The following is a 19,631-nucleotide window of genomic DNA, read 5'->3' as shown; positions in this document are numbered from 1 at the left end:
TTATATAAGATATAAATTAGAACACGGCGGCGCTGTCAAGCCGAAGAAGCGGCCCGGACAAGCGGCGGCGTGCCAAATCGACGGAAGGACGATGAGCGAAACGAGACAAGGCCCGGCATTCGCGCCGCTCTACCGGCAGGTCCGCGACACGCTCGTCCAGCGGCTGATCGACGGCGCCTGGCTGCCGGGCGCGATGCTGCCCAGCGAATTCCAGCTCGCCGGCGAACTCGGCGTCAGCCAGGGCACGGTGCGCAAGGCCCTCGACGCCATGACGGCGGAGCACCTGCTGGTCAGGCGGCAGGGGCGCGGGACCTTCGTCGCCCTGCCGGAGGAAAGCCGCATCCTGTTCCAGTTCTTCCGCCTCGCCTCAGACGACGGCGGGCGGATCTTTCCCGAAAGCCGGGTGGTGGCGCGGACGCGCGGCGCGGCGAGCGAGGCGGAGCGCGCGATCCTCGGCCTTGCGACCGGGGCGGAGGTCTGGCGGATCGAACGCGTTCGCCATCTCGGCGGCACGCCGGTGATCTCGGAACGAATCACTTTGCCGCTCGAACGGTTCGCCGGCCTCGGCGAGATGGAGACGATCCCGAACAACGTCTACGCGCTCTATTCGGAGCGATTCGGCATCACCGTCGCGCGGGCCAGCGAAAAGCTCAAGGCGAGCCCGGCCGACGCCACGGCGGCCGAGCGGCTCGGCTGCGCCGTCGGCGCGCCGCTGCTCGCGATCGAGCGGCTGGCCCTGGCGCTCGACGGCACGCCCGTCGAGCACCGCCACTCGCTCTGTGCGACCGAGCGGTTCCACTATCGGCTGGAACTGTAGCCGGGCCGCAGGGAGCCCTCGACCGTGCGCGGCGCGTCATCGTGCCCGCACCGTCGCGGGAGTCAGTGCCCGTCGAAGGCGACCAGCGTCTTCACCGAGACGCCCAGCGCCTCGAGCCGGCGCCGGCCGCCGAGTTCCGGCAGATCGATGACGAAGCAGGCGCCGACGATCTCGGCGCCGAGTTCGCGCAGCAGCTTCACCGCCGCTTCGGCGGTGCCGCCCGTGGCGATCAGATCGTCGGTCAGGAGCACCCGCGTCCCCGGCGCGACGGCGTCGCGGTGCATCTCCATCTCGTCGACGCCGTATTCCAGACTGTAGGCGACGCGGATCGTCTCGTGCGGCAGCTTGCCCTTCTTGCGGATCGGCACGAAGCCGGCGGACAGCTGGTGCGACATCGCCCCGCCGAGGATGAACCCGCGCGCCTCGATGCCGGCGACCAGCGCAACGCCCTGGTCCTTGTAGGGCGAGACCATCGCGTCGACGGCCGCCCGGAACACTTCGGGGTCGGCGAGCAGCGTCGTGATGTCCCGGAACATGATGCCGGGCTTGGGATAGTCCGGGATGGTCCGGATGGCGGAGACGAAGTCGATCGACGTGTCGGACATGGCACTTGTGTCCCGCGCGCCGCTCAGGCCGCGCCGCCGATCGTCTGGATGACCTCGAAGCCCTCGAAGTTCGGGTGGCCGTCATAGAGCGGACGCGTGCCGCCGGCGCCGCCATGGGCGGAGCGGAAGGCCTCGGAGCGGGTCCAGGCGAGGAATGCCTCGTGGCTCTCCCACACCGTATGCGACGAATAGAGCCGGTGACCTTCCCCCTCCGGCCCCTTCAGCATGTGGAACTCGACGAAGCCGGGAACCTCCTTCAGCTTCGAATCCCGGTTGAGCCACATCTGCTCGAACTCCGACTCCGCGCCGGGCAGCACCTTGAACCGGTTCATCGCGATATACATGAAACGCCCTCTCGTCTCGTCTCGGCGGCCCCTCCGGGCGCCCGAAGCGGTTTTCGACCCTCGACCGGCGGAATGCAAGCTCGTTCCCGCCGTGCCTGCGCCGCAAGGCGGTTGCTCTCCCACGGAAGGAGCGTCGCGCGAGCCGCGAAACGAAACGGGGAGCCGAAGCTCCCCGTCGTCGCGTCATGTCTCTCCGGCGAGGCCTCCGGCCCACTGCCCTCAGTGCGGCGTGCCGGCCCAGACCCGGCCCTTCACCACATAGAGCAGTCCCGCGAAGACGATGAGGAAGATCATCGTCACGAAACCGGTGGCCTTGCGCTCGACGAGATGCGGCTCGGCCGCCCACATCATGAAGGCCGCGACGTCGCGGGAATACTGGTCGACGGTCTGCGGCGCGCCGTCGGCGTATTCCACCTGGCCGTCCGAGATCGGCGGCGGCATGGCGAGCGCCGGCGCCGACATGAAGTAGGGATTGTAGTAGGTGCCCGGCTGGATCGACTTCTCGACGGCGGGCGAAGGCTCCTGCCCGTAGCCGGTGATCAGCGCGTGGATGTAGTCCGGCCCGCCCTGCTGATACTGGGTGAGGAGGTCGAACAGGAAGGTCGGAAAGCCGCGCTCTGCCGCCCGCGCCTTGGCGAGCAGCGAGAAGTCCGGCGGCGCCGCGCCGTTGTTCGCCGCCGCGGCTGCCTGGGGGTTCGGAAAGGGCGACGGGAAGTAGTCGGACGGGATGCCCGGCCGGTCGAACATCTCGCCGTCGCCGTTCGGCCCGTCCTGCACGGTGTATTCGGCCGCGAACGCCTTGACCTGTTCCTCGCTGTAGCCGAGCGCCTCGAGATTGCGGAAGGCGACGAGCTTCATCCCGTGGCAGGCCGAGCAGACCTCCTTGTAGACCTTCAGGCCGCGCTGCAGCTGGGCGAGATCCCAGTGGCCGAACGGACCGGCGAAGGACCAGTCGAGCTCCTCGGGCTCCTTCAGCGGATAGTGCGGCGTCTCGGCGTGCCCCTCCTCGGCCTCCTCCGCGGCCGGATCCTGGCCTGCCGCGGCCTGCTCGGACGCCGAGTTCTCGTTCGGGCCCTTGCCGTCCTGGGCAAAGGCGGCGGGCGCGAAGGCAAGGCCCGCGGCGAGAAGGGCCGGCAACAGTTTCTTCATCGATCTCTCCCCCACGCTACGCTTCAGCCTTTGGTGTCCGGCGCCGCAGCGGCCCCGGCCGGCGTTCCGCCGCCGCCGTTCCTGGCGAGCACCGCCTCGGTGATCGACCCCGGCAGCCGCTTCGGCGTCTCGACGAGGCCGAGCACCGGCAGGACGATGAGGAAGTGGCCGAAATAGTAGATCGTGCCGGCCAGGGCGAGGGCCGGATAGACGCCCTCCGGCGGCTTCGAGCCGAGCCAGCCGAGGAAGACGCAATCGGCGACGAGGATCCAGAAGAAGATCTTGTACATCGGCCGGAAGGCGGTGGAGCGGATCCGCGACGTGTCGAGCCAGGGCAGGAAGAACAGGACGAGGATCGACCCGAACATCACCAGGACGCCGCCGAGCTTGGAATCGATCGGCCCGATGTTGAAGGTGATCGCCCGCAGCATCGCGTAGAAAGGCAGGAAATACCATTCCGGCACGATGTGGCTCGGCGTCTTCAGCGGGTTGGCTTCGACGTAGTTGTCCGGGTGCCCGAGATAGTTCGGGAGATAAAACACCATGTAGGCGAACAGCGCGAGGAAGACGACCATGGCGAAGCCGTCCTTGATCGTCGCATGCGGCGTGAAGGGCACGGTGTCCTTCGACGACTTCACCTCGACGCCGGTCGGATTGGTCTGGCCGGTGACGTGCAGCGCCCAGACGTGCAGGATCACCACGCCGGCGATCATGAACGGCAGCAGGTAGTGCAGCGAGAAGAACCGGTTGAGCGTCGCATTGTCGACCGCGAAACCGCCGAGCAGCAGCTGGTGGATCGGATCGCCGATCAGCGGGAAGGCGGTGAAGAAGTTGGTGATCACCGTCGCGCCCCAGAACGACATCTGGCCCCAGGGCAGGACGTAGCCCATGAAGGCCGTCGCCATCATCAGGAGGAAGATGATGACGCCGAGGATCCACAGCACCTCGCGCGGCGCCTTGTAGGAGCCGTAATAGAGGCCCCGGAAGATGTGGACGTAGACGGCGATGAAGAAGAACGAGGCGCCGTTGGCGTGCATGTAACGCAGGAGCCAACCCCAGTTGACGTCGCGCATGATCTTCTCGACCGAATCGAAGGCGATCGCCGAGTTCGCCGCATAGTGCATGGCGAGCACGATGCCGGTGAGGATCTGGACGCCGAGGAACAGCGCCAGAATGCCGCCGAAGGTGTAGGCGTAGTTCAGGTTGCGCGGCACCGGATAGGCGACGAAGGAATCGTAGAACAGACGCGGCAGCGGCAGCCGCGCGTCCAGCCACTGCATGACCCCTTTCGAGGGGACGTAGGAAGAATGACCACTCATCGGTTTCGCTGTCCCCCGTCAGCCAATGCGAATGTTGGTATCGGTCGTGAACTTGAACGGCGGTATCGCCATGTTTTCCGGCGCCGGCCCCTGGCGGATGCGGCCGGCCGTATCGTAGGCCGAGCCGTGGCAGGGGCAGAACCAGCCGTTGTAGGGGCCGGACTGGCCGAGCGGAATGCAGCCGAGATGGGTGCACACGCCGATCATCACGAGCCACTGCTCCTTGGCGGCGGCGTCGGTGCCTTCGGCGGCAGCCGACCGGTTGACGTCGGTGGCCGGCGCGTCCGCGGCGAGGTTGGCGTTGCGGGCGATCGGGTCCTTCAGCTCGCCGAGTTCGACGGCCTTCGCCTCCTCGACCTCCTTCGCGGTGCGCTGGCGGATGAACACCGGCTTGCCGCGCCACTTGGCGGTGATCGACTGACCTTCGGCGACCTGGCTGACGTCGACGTCGATCTCGGCGAGGGCAAGCGTCGCGGCATCAGGGTTCATCTGGTCGATGAACGGCCAGACCGCGGCGATGGCACCCACGGCACCGACGGCCCCGGTCGCGATGTAGAGGAAATCCCGGCGATTCGGTTCGGCGGTATCGTGGACGCTCACGGTCGCTGCAACTCCCTTGGTGCTGCGCCGGAGCGTCCGGCCAGCCGACTGACGAAATCAGCATCCTCGCGACACGCGAATGGCCAGAACACGAACAACCACGCCCCCCGCCGCGATGATTTGAGCGGTTCTATTCGGGAACCTCCGCCCTTGTCCAGTGCCGTGGCAGGCCTAAAGGCAACGTGTCGCTGCGTTTGCGCCGGGCGTTTGCGTCCGCGTCGAGAGATCGGTCACCGCGATCACGGAACGTCTGCGAGACGCAGCGGCAGCCGGGCACGGATCGTCGTGCTCCCTGCGCAAAACTAACCCGTTGTAAAGCGAACCAATTTTTCGCTAGATCCCGGCGGGAGGAAGCGCTGCGAGCCCCGGTGGCAGCCAGCAGGGCACGCGCGGACCGGGAGGTTGCGAGATTTCGAGGCTTCGAGAGGAAGCGCGGGTGCCGGTCGCGGCGCCGGCCAGCGCCGCGCTGGTGATGGACGGCCTCAGCGGCGAGGAGAGCTTCGCGATGTGGCGGACGCTCGTCCGCCCGATGTTCGACGTCGAGCCGGAAGGCGGCGACGTCTCCCGCTTCAGGGGCGGCGCCGACATTTGCCATGCCGGGACCGTGCTCCTCGCCCGCACGGCGGCGACCGCCCAGCGCTTCAGCCGCGACGTCTCCCGCTACGCCATGCCCGACTGGGACCACGTGGTGGTCCAGCTCTACGAAAGCGGCGGCTATGCCGGCGACTGTGCCGGGGAGACCATCGAGCTCCGTCCCGGCGAGATCAGCGTGCTCGATCTCGCCCGCCCCTTCGAGACCGCGGCGAGCGCCTTTTCCAACGTCACGCTGCTCGTGCCCCGGGCCCTTTGCGCCCGCGTCCAGGGCGCCCTCTTCCACGGCCGCAGGCTCGGCGCGGAGACGGCGATGACGCCGCTGATCCGCGGCCATCTCACCGCTCTTGCGGACAATGCCCCCCGCCTTTCCGGCGCGGAGATGGAGGCCGGGGTCGAGGCGCTGCTTACGCTGATGGGTGGCGCCGACCCGCGCGGCGGCGACCCGCAGGCCCGCGCGGCGATGGCCGCGAGCCTGCGCCAGCGGATCGTCCAGTTCGTCGACGAAAGGCTCGGCGATCCGGAAATGTCCCCCGCCAGCATCGCCGCCGCCTGCGGCCTGTCGCGGGCGAGCCTCTATCGCCTGGCGGAGGTCGACGGCGGCATCGCGGCGCTCGTCCAGGGGCGGCGCCTCGCCCGCGCCTTCGATCTTCTTGCCGACGCATCGGCGCGCGGTGCCCGCATCGAAGACGTCTCGCACGGCGTCGGCTTCGCCAGCGCGGCGCATTTCTCCCGCGCCTTCAAGGCCGCCTACGGGATTTCGCCGCGCGACCTCAGGGCGTTCGCGCATCAGGGCCTCGACTGTTCCTTCCTGAAGCACGATCGGCGGCTGGCCGATTGGACCGTCATCATGCGCCGGCATTACGACCGGCTGGTCGCGGACGGCGCCTGAGCCATTCACCCGGGCGGCACGGCGGGCACTCCGACGGTTGTCTCCGCTCGGCGACGCGGTTGCCCGGATGCAACAGCCCTCGACTTTGCGCATCCCGCGGCGCGGCTGAGACGGTCGGTCAAGTTCTTCCCCTCGCTTCCGCATAGATCGGGGCAACGAGCAGAAGCGGCGCCTGTCAGACCATTCGGTGACGTTCGGCTTCAGCTTGCGATGGTGATGGACCCGGCACGGCTCGCGCGAGACCCTGCCGACGCCCCGACGTCGCAAGAGCGACGACGCCGGCCGCGAATAAGCCCCCGCGGCCGGCGTCGTCGTTTTCCTCCGCGTCCTTCTTACGCACCGCCGAAACGGCGCCTCGCGACGCGATGACGCAGTATTTCGGCAGGGAGCCCTGCAACATCTGTGGAAAATCTGCCAATTCACCTCAAATTTTTCGAGGCGACGTCAGGTCCACGCAACCAAACCACAGGGGTCGGCATTGGTTGGCCAAGGAAGGGCAAACCGATGACCATACTGATTCTGGAAGATGAACCGATCATCGCCGTCGATCTGGAAGAGATCGTCAGCGGCCGGGCGTCCGGCACCGTCGTCGTCGCGGCAACGCTGCGCGACGCGCTTCGATATGTGCGGGAGTGCGGCGGCGATCTCGATTTCGCACTGCTCGATCTGCAGCTCGGCCGCGACGGATCGACCTCGCTGCCGGTGGCAGAGATTCTGATGCGGGCGAAGGTGCCGTTCTGCTTCGTCTCGGCGACGACGGAGGCCATCCCGAGCGAGATGCAGTCGGTTCCGCAGGTGCGAAAGCCGTTCGAGCCGCAGGAGATCGAGGCCGTCCTGCCACTCGCCGCCTGAGAGCCCGTCCGGGAAGTCCCCGGTTGAGGATTGGCGAGGGATTTTCGTCGTCTCGCCAGGCGCCGAACGCAGTCGATGCCGGCGGCATCGGCGAGGATCGGCAACGAAGCGAGCGGCGAAAAGCGCCGCCAAGCCGACCCGAGTGATTTTCCGGACGGGCTCTGGGGACGTGGCGGCGGACAATCGTCCGATAGAATCGAGCAAGACGAGAGGGCCGGTGCGCAGCGCGCCGACCCTTTCGTATTTTCCCTTACGGCGTGGTCGAATAGAACCGGCAGAGGTCGGCAAGAAAGCACGTCTCGCATCGCGGACGCCGCGCGGTGCAGATCGCCTTGCCGAACTGGATCAGCCAGAAATGACCGTCGCGCTGCGCCCATCCGGGAGCCCGCGTCTCGAGTTGCCGGGCGGTCTCGTCGGCGGTTCTTGCGGTGGTGAGTCCGATCCTGTTCGCCACGCGGTGGACATGGGTGTCGACGGCGATGACGTTCCGGTCGAAGGCGAAGCTCAGCACGATGTCGGCGCATTTGCGGCCAATGCCGGGCAGGCGCATCAGGCCCTCGCGGGTTTCCGGCACCCGGCCGCCGAGCTCGTCGACGAGGTGGCGGCAAAGGCGCAGGATGTTCTTCGCCTTCATGTTGTAGAGGCCGCAGGGCCGGATCGCCCGGGCGATCTCGGCCTCCGGCAGGGCCAGCATCGCCTCGGCCGTCGTCGCCAGCGCGAACAGCGCCGTCACGGCCGCGGCGGTGTTGGCGTCGCGGCTCTGGGCGGAGAGCAGGCACGAGATCACCGAGCGGAACGGGTCCGGCTGGTCCTTTGGCCCCTTCGCATCCGCCGTTCGGCCCGGCATGTGCCGCGACAGACGCTCGAAGACGACGGCGACCGTCTCGGCCGGCAGGCCTGCCCCCTGCCCGCCGCCGGCGCCCCCCCGCATCAGCGCGGAACGAGATGAACTTCGCTCGTCATCCCGCTCTCTGTGTTCGTGTGCGCAATCGTCTCTTGCGAAGGCCGGTTCCGGCGTTTCGGGACCATGCTCTACCGCTGGCTCGTCCGCCAGTCGGGATTGACCCAGGGCGTCAGCTGCGGCTCCGGCGCCAGCATCCCCTCGCCGAGGATGTGGTCGGCGGCCTTTTCGCCGACCATGATCGACGGGCCGTTGAGATTGCCGTTGGTGATGCGCGGGAAGATCGAGGAGTCCGCCAGCCGCAGGTTCTCGATCCCGATCACCCGGCACTCCGGATCGACCACCGCCAGCGGGTCATCCGCCGCGCCGATCCGTGCCGTGCCGCAGGGGTGATAGGCGCTCTCGGCATGCTCGGCCACGAATCGGTCGAGGTCGGCGTCGGTGGTGGCGCCGGCGCCGGGCTGGATTTCCGGCCCGCGATACTGGTCGAACGCCTCCTGCGCATAGATTTCGCGGGTCAGCCGGATGGCCGTGCGGAACTCCTTCCAGTCGTCGGGATGGGACATGTAGTTGAAGCGGATCGAGGGGGCCGCGGTCGGATCGGAACTCTTCAGCCGGACCTCGCCGCGCGACTTCGAGCGCATCGGCCCGACATGGCTCTGATAGCCGTGCCCCGGCGCCGCCGCCTTGCCGTCGTAGCGGATCGCCCCCGGCAGGAAGTGATATTGGATGTCCGGATATTCGATCCCGGCGTCGGAGCGGATGAAGGCCGCCGCCTCGAAGTGGTTGGTCGCGCCGTGGCCGGTGTGGAGCATCATCCATTCGAGCCCGATCCGCCCCTTGGAGAACAGGCCGAGATAGCCGTTGAGTGTGATCGGCTGGATGCAGGTCTCCTGGATGTAGAGTTCCAGATGGTCCTGCAGGTTCTTGCCGACGCCGGCCCGCGGCGCGACGACGTCGATGCCGAAGCGGCCGAGATCGGCGGGGTCGCCGACGCCCGAATGCATCAGAAGCAGCGGCGAGTTGATCGAGCCGGCGGCGAGCACGACCTCGCGCCGCGCCTTGACGAGGCCCGCGACCCGCCGACCGGAGCCGAGGACGACGCCCGTCGCCCGGCCGCTCCGCCGCTCGATGTCGATCCTGACCGCCTGTCCGTAGACCAGCCGGCAGTTGCCGCGCTCCAGCGCATCGCGCAGATAGGCGTTGGCGGCCGACCAGCGTCGCCCCTGCCAGATCGTCTGCTGCATCGGGCCGAAGCCTTCCTGGCGCTCGGCATTGTAGTCCTCCGTCACCGGATAGCCGGCCTGGCGCCCCGCCTCGACGAAGGCCTCGTAGAGCGGGTTCTGCATGTCGCCGTTCTTGACGTGCAGCGGCCCGCCGGTGCCGCGCCAGGCCGCATCGACGCCGCGTCCGGCCCCGCCGTGGAAATGCTCCATCCGCTTGAAGTAGGGAAGAACGTCGGCATAGCCCCAGCCGGCGGCCCCGCTGGCCGCCCAGTGCTCGTAGTCGAGGGCGTGGCCGCGCACATAGACCATGCCGTTGATCGAGGAGGAGCCGCCGATGACCCGGCCGCGCGGCGTCACCAGCCGGCGCCCGGCAAGCGACTTCTCCGGCTCGGCGAGATAGCCCCAGTCGTAGCGGCGCATGTTCATCGGGAAGGACAGCGCGCCGGGCATCTGGATGAACGGCCCGGCATCGGTGCCGCCCGCCTCGATCACCACGACCTCGTGCCGGCCGTTTTCGGACAGCCGCGACGCCAGCGCCGATCCCGCCGAACCGGAACCGACGATGACGTAGTCGGCTTCGTCGATTGTCTTCATGGTTTCAGCTCCGCTTCGATGAAATGCTCGACCATTGCCGCCGCGCCCACGGGGTCGGGACGGCTGAGGGGGGTGAGCGCCTGGCGCAGCCAGACGCCGTCGATCATCGCCCCGGCCGCGGCGGCGATGCGGGCCGCCCGCGGCAGGCCGACGAGCGGGCGCAGCGCCGAGACGAGATTGGTCTCCAGCCGGCGGAAATAGATCCGCAGGAGCCGTGCCGCTTCGCCGGAGCGCCGGGCGTAGAGGTAGAAGACCAGCCAGGCGGAGATGCTCTCGCGACTGAACTGGCTCGGCGCGAAGCACCCCGCCACCACCGCCGAAACCCGCTCGCGCTGCCCCTCCGCCGCGGCGAGGCGCTGCGCCACCTCATGGCGGTAATTGCGCAGCAGCGAGCGCATAGCGGCGATCATCAGATCGTCCTTGCTGCCGAAATAGTGGTGGACGAGGGCCGGCGAAATGCCGGCGCGTGCCGCGATGCCCGCCACCGTCACGTCGAGCGAGCCGACGTCGTCGATCGCCGCGATGGTCGCGGCGATGACGGCCTCGCGGCGCGCGGTCTCGACGGAGCGGCGCCCCCCGGTGTGGCGGTCGGGATCGGTCATGGCGACAAGGATAGCGGCGTTGATTGACGAGTCAATCAACGAGCGGTCGTCGGTCCCGGCCGGATCGCCGCAGGTTCCGGCCCTTCCGCCGCCGCGGCGGGCCGGCTAAGCATATCCGCCCCGATGCCCCGGTGCCCCGAGGCGCGTCGACGCCGGAGCCCGCCCTTTGTCCGACATTCCTGCCGCCACCGGTCCCTCGCGCCTGCGCGCCCTCGCCGGCGGCCTTCTCGTCGTCGCGGCGACGGCCGCGGTGCTCTACGCCATGGGCCGCAACCCGATCTGTCCGTGCGGCACGGTGAAGCTCTGGTGGGGCGCCGTCGACAGCCCGGAAAACTCCCAGCATCTCTCTGACTGGTATTCCGCCTCGCATCTCATCCACGGCTTCCTGTTCTGCGGCGCGACGTGGCTTTTGTTCCGCCGCTGGTCGACGGCGCAGCGGCTCCTCGTCGCGCTCATCGTCGAAGGTGCCTGGGAAATCCTCGAGAACACCGACGCGGTGATCCAGCACTATCGCGAGACGACGATCTCGCTCGACTATGCCGGGGATTCGATCCTCAATTCGGTCTCGGACATCGGCTTCATGGCGCTCGGCTTCGTCCTGGCGTCCCGCCTGCCTCTCTGGCTCACCGTCGCGATCGCCGTCTTCCTCGAGCTCTTCGTCGGTGCCGCCATCCGCGACAACCTCACGCTCAACGTCCTCATGCTTCTCGCGCCGGTCGAGGCTGTGAAGGAGTGGCAGGCGGGCCGATGATCGCCGGCCTTCGGCACAAGGATCGACCGGGTACCGCCCGGCGCCGGGTCACTCCGGCTCGGTGAGGAAGACCCGGTGGTCGAGGAGATAGTGGGCGAAGAAGGGCAGGCTCGCCGAGCCGATCTCGCGGGCGTCGAGCCCGATCGTCCCTTCCCGCACCGTGACCGGCGACAGACCCTGTTGGTTGATCCCGCGTATTGCCGCCGCAGTCTTTTCGACCAGCCGGGCGCGGACGTTCTGGGGAAACCGGCCGTCGATCACCGCGCTCTCGAAGTCGTAGACCGAGCAGGCCGAGACGACCGCATGGGCGAGCCCCCAGGCGGCCCGGTCGAGCCAGGCCTCGAGCAGCGGGCCGAAGCTCTCCCAGGACACGCTGCCGCGCCACAGCGCCAGCGCGTCGCCGCCCTCGGCCTCGTACATCTTCTCCAGAAGATGCAGCGAGGCGAAGTTGATCAGCTGGGCGGAACCGCCCTCGCCGCGCGGCACCGGCATCGAGCCGACGGCCCCGGCATTGCCGAGCCGACCGGCGACCAGATCGCCGTTCATGACGATGCCGCCGCCGACGAAGGCGCCGACGAAGAAATAGATGAAGTCGGCAGATCCCGTCGCCCCGAAGACGTTCTCGGCGGCGCAGGCGGCCGTCGCGTCATTGGCGACGTTCACCGGCAGATCGGTGACGGTCGCGAGCATCGCCTGGATGTCGAAGTCGCGCCATTCCTCCATCGCCCCCGGCGGGGCGGCGATCTCGTCCGCCCAGGACCAGAGCTCGTAGGGCAGCGCGACGCCGAGGCCGGTGATCCGCTTGTCGAGCTTCGGCGACAGCAGGCTGCGCAGCTTCGGTTCGGCGGAGGCGACGAAGTCCAGCACCTCGCGCACCCTGGGATAGGGATAGGCGACGCGCTCGTGGCCGCGGATGCGGCCGACGAAATCCATCAGCACGAGATCGACCGAGCGGCGGCCGATCTTCAGGCCGAGCGAGAACGCCCCGTCCGGATTGAGCCGCATCGGGATCGACGGCTGGCCGACGCGGCCGCGCTGCGGCTGATCCCTGACGACGAGTTCCTCCGCCTCGAGCGCCCGCATGATCACCGAGGCGGTCTGCGGCGACAGGCCGGTCCGCCTGGCGATCTCGGCCTTGGCGAGGCGGCCGTTGCGGCGGATCAGCGACAGCACGGCACGCTTGTTGTGGGCCCGCAATCCGGACTGGTTTGACCCCCGCATGCGACTTTCGGCCGCATCGCCGCCGGCCTTCAGGAAATCCTGTTCGGGTGTCTCCATGGTCGTCCTTCCGAGCGCAGGGCGCTCTTCCTGCGGGTGAACGGCGGGTCGGGCCTCGCCGTCCGAATCACGGCCCTTCCGCCTGCCACTCCGGAGAGTACAGCGAACCGGCCGGAACCTTACCCTCAACAATAAATAAATCCATCTGAATTATAATTGTTGACAACCTGTCCGGCTTGGTGTTCCCTGCCGTGATCCGGTCGATTTGGAGGTCGACCGGCCGCGTCCGCGAAAGTGACGCGAGAAACGGTTTCGGGAGGAGATCACGTGAACATTCGCACTCTCATTGCAGGCTCGGTCCTCGCGTCGGGCGCGGCCTTCGCCGTTCCGGCCTCGGCTGCGGACGTGTCTGCCTGCCTCATCACCAAGACGGACACAAATCCGTTCTTCGTCAAGATGAAGGAAGGCGCCAGCGAGGAAGCCAAGAAGCTCGGCGTGCAGCTCAAGACATATGCCGGCAAGGTCGACGGCGACAACGAGAGCCAGGTCGCCGCGATCGAGACCTGCATCGCCGACCATGCCAAGGGCATCCTGATCGCCGCCTCCGACACCAAGGCGATCGTGCCCTCGGTGAAGAAGGCGCGCGACGCCGGCATCCTGGTCATCGCCCTCGACACGCCGCTCGATCCGATCGACGCCGCCGACGCCACCTTCGCCACCGACAACATGAAGGCCGGCGAGCTGATCGGCCAGTGGGCGAAGGCCACCGTCGGCGACAAGGCGGACGACGCCAAGATCGCCATGCTCGACCTCGCGGTGTCGCAGCCTTCCGTCGGCGTCTTGCGCGACCAGGGCTTCCTCCAGGGCTTCGGCATCGACCTCGGCGACCCGAAGAAGTGGGGCGACGAGACCGATCCGCGCGTCGTCGGCCACGAGGTGACCGCCGGCAACGAGGAAGGCGGCCGTAAGGCGATGGAGACGCTCCTCGCCAAGGATTCCGGCATCAATCTCGTCTACACGATCAACGAGCCGGCCGCGGCGGGCGCCTATCAGGCGCTGAAGGCCGTCGGCATGCAGGACGGCGTCACCATCGTCTCCGTCGACGGCGGCTGCCCGGGCGTCCAGAACGTCCAGGAGGGCGTCATCGGCGCCACCTCCCAGCAGTATCCGCTGAAGATGGCCTCGCTCGGCATCGAGGCGATCGCCAAGTTCGCCGAGGACGGCAGCAAGCCGCAGCCGACCGAAGGCAAGAGCTTCTTCGACACCGGCGTGCAGCTCGTCACCGACAAGCCGGTCGACGGCGTCGAATCGATCGACACCAAGGAAGGCCTGAAGCTCTGCTGGGGCTGAGCGACAGTAGTCGCGGCGGCGGCCACCGCGCCGCCGCCCCTCGCGAGGTGGCGACGTGATGCCGGCGCGGGGCGCGCGGCCGAGAGCCTGACCCGCTCCGGCGCGGCGCCGATCGGACGACGCGTGCCGGCCCTGCCGGCCCGCGATCCTCCTGACCGGCCGGCATCCTCCTGACGCATGTCTTCTGTTCCGGCCGCAGCGCGGCTCCGGCCGGCAGGATCGCGGCGGCTTGTCGGCCCGATCCCGCCGGTCCATGATGACGACGGGAGGCGGCCTCGACCCCCTCCCCAAAAGCGCCGAGGCCGCGGACCAGCATCCTGCTCCCCGGACCATCGGCGAAGCAAGGCGGCCGCAACGGGAGGCGAGACATGGCCAGTGAAGCGCGGGGGCCGCAAGGCTTCGAGACGGCAATCCATACCGGACCGGGCACGGTCGCCGAATTCCACCACAAGCGCTCGGCGGTGAGCCAGATCCGTCACGTCCTGCACCAGACGCCGTCGATCGTGCCGCTGCTGGTGCTCATCGTCGCGATCGTCGTCTTCGGGCTGATCCTGGGGGGGCGGTTCTTTTCGGCCTATGCGCTGACCCTCATCCTGCAGCAGGTGGCGATCACCGGCATCGTCGGCGCGGCGCAGTCGCTCGTGGTGCTGACGGCGGGCATCGATCTTTCAGTCGGCGCGATCATGGTGCTGACCTCTGTGGTGATGGGCCAGTTCACCTTCCGCTACGGCCTGCCGCCGTTCTTCGCGGTCGCCTGCGGCATCGGCGTCGGTGCGCTTATCGGATACATCAACGGCTTCCTGGTGGCGCGGGTGAAGCTGCCGCCCTTCATCGTCACCCTCGGCATGTGGCAGATCGTGCTTGCCACCAACTTCCTCTATTCGGCCAACGAGACGATCCGCGCCCAGGACATCGAGACCAAGGCGCCGCTTCTGCAGATCTTCGGCGAGACGGTGCGCGTCGGCGGCGCGGTTCTGACCTACGGCGCCATCATGATGCTGGTGATCGTCTTCGCCCTCGCCTACGTGCTGCGGCAGACGGCATGGGGCCGGCACGTCTACGCCGTCGGCGACGATCCGCTCGCCGCCGAGCTCGCCGGCGTCCAGGTGAAGCGCGTCCTGATCAGCGTCTATGTCTGTGCCGGCGTCATCTGCGCCCTCGCCGGCTGGGCGCTGATCGGCCGCCTCGGCTCGGTCTCGCCGACTTCCGGCCAGTTCGAGAACATCAATTCGATCACCGCGGTGGTGATCGGCGGCATCTCGCTGTTCGGCGGCCGCGGCTCGATCCTCGGCATGCTCTTCGGGGCGCTGATCGTCGGCGTCTTCTCGCTCGGGCTCGGCATGTACGGCACCGACCCGCAATGGACCTATCTGTTGATCGGCATCCTGATCATCGCCGCCGTGGCGGTGGACCAGTGGATCAGAAAGGCGGCTGCGTGATGGAACCGATCCTCAAGGCCCGCGGGCTCGTCAAGCGCTACGGCCGGGTGACCGCCCTCGACGAATGCGACTTCGACCTCTATCCCGGCGAGATCCTCGCCGTGATCGGCGACAACGGCGCCGGCAAGTCGTCGCTGATCAAGGCGCTCTCGGGCGCCGTCCGCCCCGACGAGGGGCAGATCTTCCTCGACGGCACGGAGGTGCATTTCGGCTCGCCGCTGGAAGCGCGCGAGGCCGGGATCGAGACGGTCTATCAGAACCTCGCCCTCTCGCCGGCCCTGTCCATCGCCGACAACATGTTCCTCGGCCGCGAGATCCGCCGGCCCGGTTTCATGGGCCAGTATCTCAGGATGCTCGACCACAAGGCGATGGGGCGCATCGCTCGCGAGAAGCTCAACGACCTCGGCCTCCTGACCATCCAGAACATCGACCAGCCGGTCGAAACGCTGTCGGGCGGCCAGCGGCAGGGTGTCGCCGTCGCCCGCGCCGCGGCCTTCGGCTCGCGCGTCGTCATCATGGACGAGCCGACGGCAGCGCTCGGCGTCAAGGAATCGCGAAAAGTTCTGGAGCTGATCCAGGACGTGCGGTCGCGCGGCCTGCCGATCGTGCTGATCTCGCACAACATGCCGCACGTCTTCGAGGTGGCGGACCGGATCCACGTCCATCGCCTCGGCAAGCGGCTCTGCGTCATCGATCCGAAGCTCGCCTCGATGAACGACGCCGTGGCGCTGATGACCGGCGCGAAGCAGCCCGAAGCCTCGCTGATGGCGGCCTGAAGGCCGCCATCAGCCGACGCCTCCGCGTGTCGGGCACGCGCGGGGCATAGACCAGGTGAGGGATGCTTGGGGCCCGGCGGCGGCGCTGCCGGTGGCCCGGAAAATCTCGCCGGGCTGGGTCGGATTTTGCGGTGAGATGGGCTTGTCCGCCGTGACGGGCGAGCAAGGCAATGGGAAAGTGCGTCGGTCAGCCCGAAGCCTCCTGCGCGGCGCCTTTGCGACGCCGCCGGAGCCGGCCTTCTGTCACGAAGGCCGGCCGTCCCGCGTCTCGGGCTGCCGCGTCAGTGCAGGCTGACGGTGCTGAGCTCGTTCTGGGTCGCGCTCGCAAGGATGCTCGAGCGATCGTCGGACACCGCGAGCGGCGTGCCGTCGGCGCCGAACAGCGCCCAGAGCTTCAGTCCCGGCTGGATCGAACGGGCCGCCGGGAAGCGGGCGCGGATCTCGTCGGAGGACATGTGGCGCATATAGGCGATCTGGCCTTCGCCCAGCGAGGCGAGGTCGAACGGGACGGTGTTGGCTGCATCATGATCGGTCATGATCGTCTCCTTTGAAAGGCAAACGCCGGGACCCGGTCATTCGTTGACCGCGATCTCGATCTTCCTGACGATGCGTTCGGGTTCCGGCTTCGCCAGATCGATCAGGAGCAGCCCGTTTTTCAGCTGCGCCCCGATCACCCGCATGCCATCGGCAAGGAGAAAGCATTTCTGGAACTGCCGCGCGGCGATGCCGCGATGCAGATATTCGCGCTCGCCGTCTTCGCTCTGGCGGCCACGGATCAGGAGCTGGTTCTCCTCCACCGTCACCTCGAGATCCTCCGGCTGGAAGCCGGCGACGGCGAGAGTGATGCGGATGAGATCGCCTGTCCCGTCGTCGCCCTCGCCCGCACCTTTGCGCACGCGCTCGATGTTGTACGGGGGATAACCGTCGCCGCCCTTGGCGATGCGTTCCAGCGTCTTCTCGACGCTATCGAAGCCAAGCAGCAGCGGGCTGGAAAACGGCGTCATGCGGCTCATCGACTGAAAGCCCTTTGATCAAGCGACTTCGTTTCGCCGGGGCCCGAAGCGGCACCCCCGCGCCAGTCGAATATGGCGATACCGGGATGCTGCTTCAATGCTCCGGCGAGCAATGCCGCTTCACCCCAGCCTGCGCCGAAATTCTTCCCAAGAGTTGAACAAGCCGGCGTTTCTGCCGGCGGGTCCGATCGCGGCGCCTCACGACGCCTCGGTGGCGCCCGGCTTGAACTTCAGGGCGACGCCGTTGATGCAGTGCCGCTTGCCGGTCGGTTGCGGGCCGTCGTCGAAGACGTGGCCGAGATGGCCGCCGCAGGTGGCGCAATGCACCTCGGTGCGCGGATAGATCAGCTTGTAGTCGGTATGGCTGGCGACCGCCGTCGCGGAGACCGGCTCCCAGAAGCTGGGCCAGCCGGTGCCGGAATCGAATTTCGCCGCCGAGGAATAGACCGGCGTGTCGCAGCCGGCGCAACTGTAGAGGCCGGCCTTCTTGTTGTGGTTCAGCGGGCTCGAGAACGGCCGCTCCGTGGCCTCCTCGCGCAGCACCGCATACTGGTCCGGCGTCAGGAGCTTCTTCCATTCCGTCGCCGTATGGGACACCGGAAAGCTGCCCTCCGCCGCGTCGGCGCCGCGGCGCGCAAAGACCGATCCGCCGACCGTGGCGGCCGCGACGGCGAGGCCCGTCTTGATGAAACTGCGTCTGATCATGGTCTGTCACTCCGCGGTGGACGTATCGTCGGGCAAAAAGGGCCGGATCGCATCGCAGATCGAAATGGTGCAGCCGGGCCCGCAGCACCAGCCGTCGCACCGATGCCGCTCGGATGTGGGTTCGGGGACGGAGCGGCCACCGTTACGCACCGCTCCGTCCCCGCTGGCAATTCTGCCGGGCGCTCAGGCGAAAAGCCGCCGCCCGGCCGGCTCCCGCCGGTCACATCTTCGGCATCAGCACCGTGTCGATGACGTGGACGACGCCGTTTGCCTGCATGACGTCGGCCTGGGTAACGACCGCGCCGTTGCCGCTCTCGTCGATCACCACCAGCTTGTCGCCGTTCATCCGCAGGGTGATCGGATCACCTTCGACCGTCTTCACGGTATGGGCGCCGCCGTCGTCCTTGATCATCTGCATGGCCGCCTCGGACGTCGCCTTGGCCGGCACCACGTGATAGGTCAGGATCTTGGTGAGCTTGTCCTTGTTCTCCGGCTTCAGCAGCTCATCGACCGTGCCCTTCGGCAGCTTCTCGAACGCCGCATTGGTCGGCGCGAAGACGGTGAACGGACCCTCGCCGTTCAGCGTGTCGACGAGGCCGGCGGCCTTCACCGCAGCGACGAGCGTCGTCAGGTTCTTCGCCTGCGAGGCGTTTTCCGGGATCTTCTTCATCGGATCCATCGGCGCGCCGCCGACCATCGGCATGTCGCCGCTTTTCATGCTGCTGTCCATGGCATCGCCGGACTTCGCCATGTCGCCGGACTGCATGGCATCGCCGGACTTCATCGTGTCCTGGGCCATCGCCGCCGGGGCGGTCGCGACCGCCGCCGCGGCGAGCAGGGCAACGGCCGAAGTCGAGCGGATGATCATCTTGAGCATGTGAGTATCTCCCATATCGAACTCTGTTCTTTCGATCCTCTCGAAAGGAGGATGCGGGAGATACGATCGAAAATCCGTCGCGGCTTCACAGAAATCACTTCACGGAATATTCATGCGTTTCGTTGCGCACCTCACGATATAATCAGGAACCACTTCCGCGCACGATCGGAGCGCGCGAGAAATCCGTTCCGCCGCAGAAGCTACCGGCTTGCGCAGAGGTTTTGGCAATGGGGAGGGGATTGGCCGAGGCTTCGCCGGATGCCGATCCCGCCCCTTCCGCGTCGCACAGGCGGGGCTTCCAGCGCCCGCGATGGGTCACCGAAAGCCCCGCTTCGCGAACTGGCAGACGTCGGGCGTCCGCAGGGACGACCCGGCGAGCGCCCCGTCCGGTTCGCAGACCGCTTACATCTTCGGCATCAGCACGCGGTCGATGACGTGGACGACGCCGTTCGACTGCGTGACGTCGGCCTGGGTCACGGTCGCGGCATGGCCGGCGGCGTCGACGACCTCGAGCTTCTTGCCCTTCATCATCAGCGTCAGCGTCTCGCCTTCGACGGTCTTCACGCCGACCTTGCCGCCATGCGCCTTGAGCTGCGCCATCGCATCCGCCGAGGTCATGTCGCCCGGCACCACGTGATAGGTCAGGATCTTGGTGAGCTTGTCCTTGTTCTCCGGCTTCAGCAGCGTCTGGACCGTGCCCTTGGGCAGCCTGTCGAAGGCGGCGTTGGTCGGGGCGAAGACGGTGAACGGGCCGGGGCCGGCAAGCGTGTCGACGAGGCCGGCGGCCTTCACCGCGGCGACGAGGGTCGTCAGGTTCTTCGCCTTGGAGGCGTTTTCCGGAATGGTCTTCTGCGGGCTCATCGGGGCGCCGCCGACCATCGGCATGGTGTCGGCCATCGCCATCTTGTCCTTGGCGTATCCGGCACCCGTCGCGGCGAGCGAGCCGGCGGCGAGAAGTGCGCCGATGGCGGCGGCATGGGTGAAGGTCTTGAGCATAAGGGATCTCCCTT

The 19,631-nt window shown here is 67.8% G+C and carries 21 protein-coding genes; 7 read left to right on the top strand and 14 right to left on the bottom strand.

What is annotated here, in order from left to right:
- The first annotated feature begins 91 nt into the window (after window positions 1–91).
- Entirely contained in the window at window positions 92–817 is a 726-nt protein-coding gene (locus tag J1C47_RS16190) for a GntR family transcriptional regulator (RefSeq protein WP_207351823.1), read from the top strand.
- 62 nt (window positions 818–879) lie between these two features.
- Here the strand turns inward: J1C47_RS16190 and J1C47_RS16185 are convergent, their stop codons facing one another.
- From J1C47_RS16185 to petA, 5 genes are all read right to left on the bottom strand, one after another.
- Window positions 880–1,422, bottom strand: a complete 543-nt coding sequence (locus J1C47_RS16185) for an adenine phosphoribosyltransferase (protein ID WP_207351822.1) — start codon at window positions 1,420–1,422, stop codon at window positions 880–882.
- A 23-nt stretch (window positions 1,423–1,445) separates the two neighbouring features.
- Window positions 1,446–1,766: a heme-degrading protein HmuQ gene (gene hmuQ / locus J1C47_RS16180; RefSeq protein WP_207351821.1), complete on the bottom strand. Its 321-nt coding sequence runs from the start codon at window positions 1,764–1,766 to the stop codon at window positions 1,446–1,448.
- A gap of 219 nt (window positions 1,767–1,985) precedes the next feature.
- Window positions 1,986–2,915 (bottom strand): cytochrome c1, encoded by a 930-nt coding sequence (locus J1C47_RS16175; protein ID WP_207351820.1) that lies wholly within the window; start codon window positions 2,913–2,915, stop codon window positions 1,986–1,988.
- Window positions 2,916–2,938: 23 nt separating this feature from the next.
- Window positions 2,939–4,234 (bottom strand): cytochrome b, encoded by a 1,296-nt coding sequence (locus J1C47_RS16170; RefSeq protein ID WP_207351819.1) that lies wholly within the window; start codon window positions 4,232–4,234, stop codon window positions 2,939–2,941.
- 18 nt (window positions 4,235–4,252) lie between these two features.
- Window positions 4,253–4,834 (bottom strand): ubiquinol-cytochrome c reductase iron-sulfur subunit, encoded by a 582-nt coding sequence (gene petA, locus J1C47_RS16165; protein WP_207351818.1) that lies wholly within the window; start codon window positions 4,832–4,834, stop codon window positions 4,253–4,255.
- Window positions 4,835–5,270: 436 nt separating this feature from the next.
- Between petA and J1C47_RS16160 the strand changes: the two genes are divergently transcribed.
- Together J1C47_RS16160 and J1C47_RS16155 are read left to right on the top strand one after the other, a co-directional pair.
- Complete coding sequence (locus J1C47_RS16160; RefSeq protein WP_207351817.1) at window positions 5,271–6,317, top strand: helix-turn-helix domain-containing protein; 1,047 nt, start codon at window positions 5,271–5,273, stop codon at window positions 6,315–6,317.
- Window positions 6,318–6,821: 504 nt separating this feature from the next.
- Window positions 6,822–7,169, top strand: coding sequence for a response regulator (locus J1C47_RS16155; RefSeq protein WP_207351816.1), 348 nt, complete (start codon window positions 6,822–6,824; stop codon window positions 7,167–7,169).
- Between the two features lie 250 nt (window positions 7,170–7,419).
- Here the strand turns inward: J1C47_RS16155 and J1C47_RS16150 are convergent, their stop codons facing one another.
- The 3 genes from J1C47_RS16150 to betI all read right to left on the bottom strand — a co-directional run bounded on the left by J1C47_RS16150 (window position 7,420) and on the right by betI (window position 10,531).
- Entirely contained in the window at window positions 7,420–8,100 is a 681-nt protein-coding gene (locus J1C47_RS16150) for an endonuclease III domain-containing protein (protein WP_207351815.1), read from the bottom strand.
- Between the two features lie 101 nt (window positions 8,101–8,201).
- Window positions 8,202–9,890: a choline dehydrogenase gene (gene betA, locus J1C47_RS16145; protein WP_207351814.1), complete on the bottom strand. Its 1,689-nt coding sequence runs from the start codon at window positions 9,888–9,890 to the stop codon at window positions 8,202–8,204.
- Window positions 9,887–10,531 (bottom strand): transcriptional regulator BetI, encoded by a 645-nt coding sequence (gene betI / locus J1C47_RS16140; protein WP_245396608.1) that lies wholly within the window; start codon window positions 10,529–10,531, stop codon window positions 9,887–9,889. The genes betA and betI overlap by 4 nt, the downstream gene beginning before the upstream one ends.
- A 127-nt stretch (window positions 10,532–10,658) precedes the next feature.
- Here betI and J1C47_RS16135 point away from each other — a divergent pair, with 127 nt between their 5' ends.
- The gene (locus tag J1C47_RS16135) at window positions 10,659–11,243 is read left to right on the top strand and encodes a DUF2585 domain-containing protein (protein WP_207351813.1); all 585 of its coding nucleotides are present in this window, start codon (window positions 10,659–10,661) and stop codon (window positions 11,241–11,243) included.
- Between the two features lie 48 nt (window positions 11,244–11,291).
- Here J1C47_RS16135 and J1C47_RS16130 read toward each other — a convergent pair whose 3' ends face one another.
- A complete protein-coding gene (locus J1C47_RS16130; RefSeq protein ID WP_207351812.1) occupies window positions 11,292–12,521 on the bottom strand; it encodes an ROK family transcriptional regulator in 1,230 nt (409 codons plus the stop codon).
- Between the two features lie 267 nt (window positions 12,522–12,788).
- On the opposite strand from J1C47_RS16130, the gene J1C47_RS16125 reads away from it, so the two are divergent.
- The 3 genes from J1C47_RS16125 to J1C47_RS16115 all read left to right on the top strand — a co-directional run bounded on the left by J1C47_RS16125 (window position 12,789) and on the right by J1C47_RS16115 (window position 16,026).
- Window positions 12,789–13,811, top strand: coding sequence for a sugar ABC transporter substrate-binding protein (locus J1C47_RS16125; RefSeq protein ID WP_425354573.1), 1,023 nt, complete (start codon window positions 12,789–12,791; stop codon window positions 13,809–13,811).
- Between the two features lie 368 nt (window positions 13,812–14,179).
- Window positions 14,180–15,250, top strand: coding sequence for an ABC transporter permease (locus tag J1C47_RS16120; protein ID WP_207351811.1), 1,071 nt, complete (start codon window positions 14,180–14,182; stop codon window positions 15,248–15,250).
- A complete protein-coding gene (locus J1C47_RS16115) occupies window positions 15,250–16,026 on the top strand; it encodes an ATP-binding cassette domain-containing protein (RefSeq protein ID WP_245396617.1) in 777 nt (258 codons plus the stop codon). The genes J1C47_RS16120 and J1C47_RS16115 overlap by 1 nt, the downstream gene beginning before the upstream one ends.
- A gap of 281 nt (window positions 16,027–16,307) precedes the next feature.
- On the opposite strand, the gene J1C47_RS16110 is transcribed toward J1C47_RS16115, so the two are convergent.
- From J1C47_RS16110 to J1C47_RS16090, 5 genes are all read right to left on the bottom strand, one after another.
- Window positions 16,308–16,562, bottom strand: coding sequence for a BQ00720 family protein (locus J1C47_RS16110; protein ID WP_207351809.1), 255 nt, complete (start codon window positions 16,560–16,562; stop codon window positions 16,308–16,310).
- Window positions 16,563–16,598: 36 nt separating this feature from the next.
- Window positions 16,599–17,039, bottom strand: a complete 441-nt coding sequence (locus tag J1C47_RS16105) for an Hsp20 family protein (RefSeq protein WP_207351808.1) — start codon at window positions 17,037–17,039, stop codon at window positions 16,599–16,601.
- Window positions 17,040–17,237: 198 nt separating this feature from the next.
- Window positions 17,238–17,744 (bottom strand): peptide-methionine (R)-S-oxide reductase MsrB, encoded by a 507-nt coding sequence (gene msrB / locus J1C47_RS16100; protein WP_207351807.1) that lies wholly within the window; start codon window positions 17,742–17,744, stop codon window positions 17,238–17,240.
- Between the two features lie 220 nt (window positions 17,745–17,964).
- Entirely contained in the window at window positions 17,965–18,621 is a 657-nt protein-coding gene (locus tag J1C47_RS16095; protein WP_425354572.1) for a fasciclin domain-containing protein, read from the bottom strand.
- Between the two features lie 402 nt (window positions 18,622–19,023).
- Window positions 19,024–19,617, bottom strand: a complete 594-nt coding sequence (locus J1C47_RS16090) for a fasciclin domain-containing protein (protein WP_207351806.1) — start codon at window positions 19,615–19,617, stop codon at window positions 19,024–19,026.
- Window positions 19,618–19,631: the final 14 nt, after the last annotated feature.

This window comes from Jiella sonneratiae, from assembly GCF_017353515.1.
GTDB lineage: Bacteria > Pseudomonadota > Alphaproteobacteria > Rhizobiales > Rhizobiaceae > Jiella > Jiella sonneratiae.
Note: the sequence above shows the minus strand (reverse complement) of the source record. Positions and strands in the feature narration are given on the sequence as shown.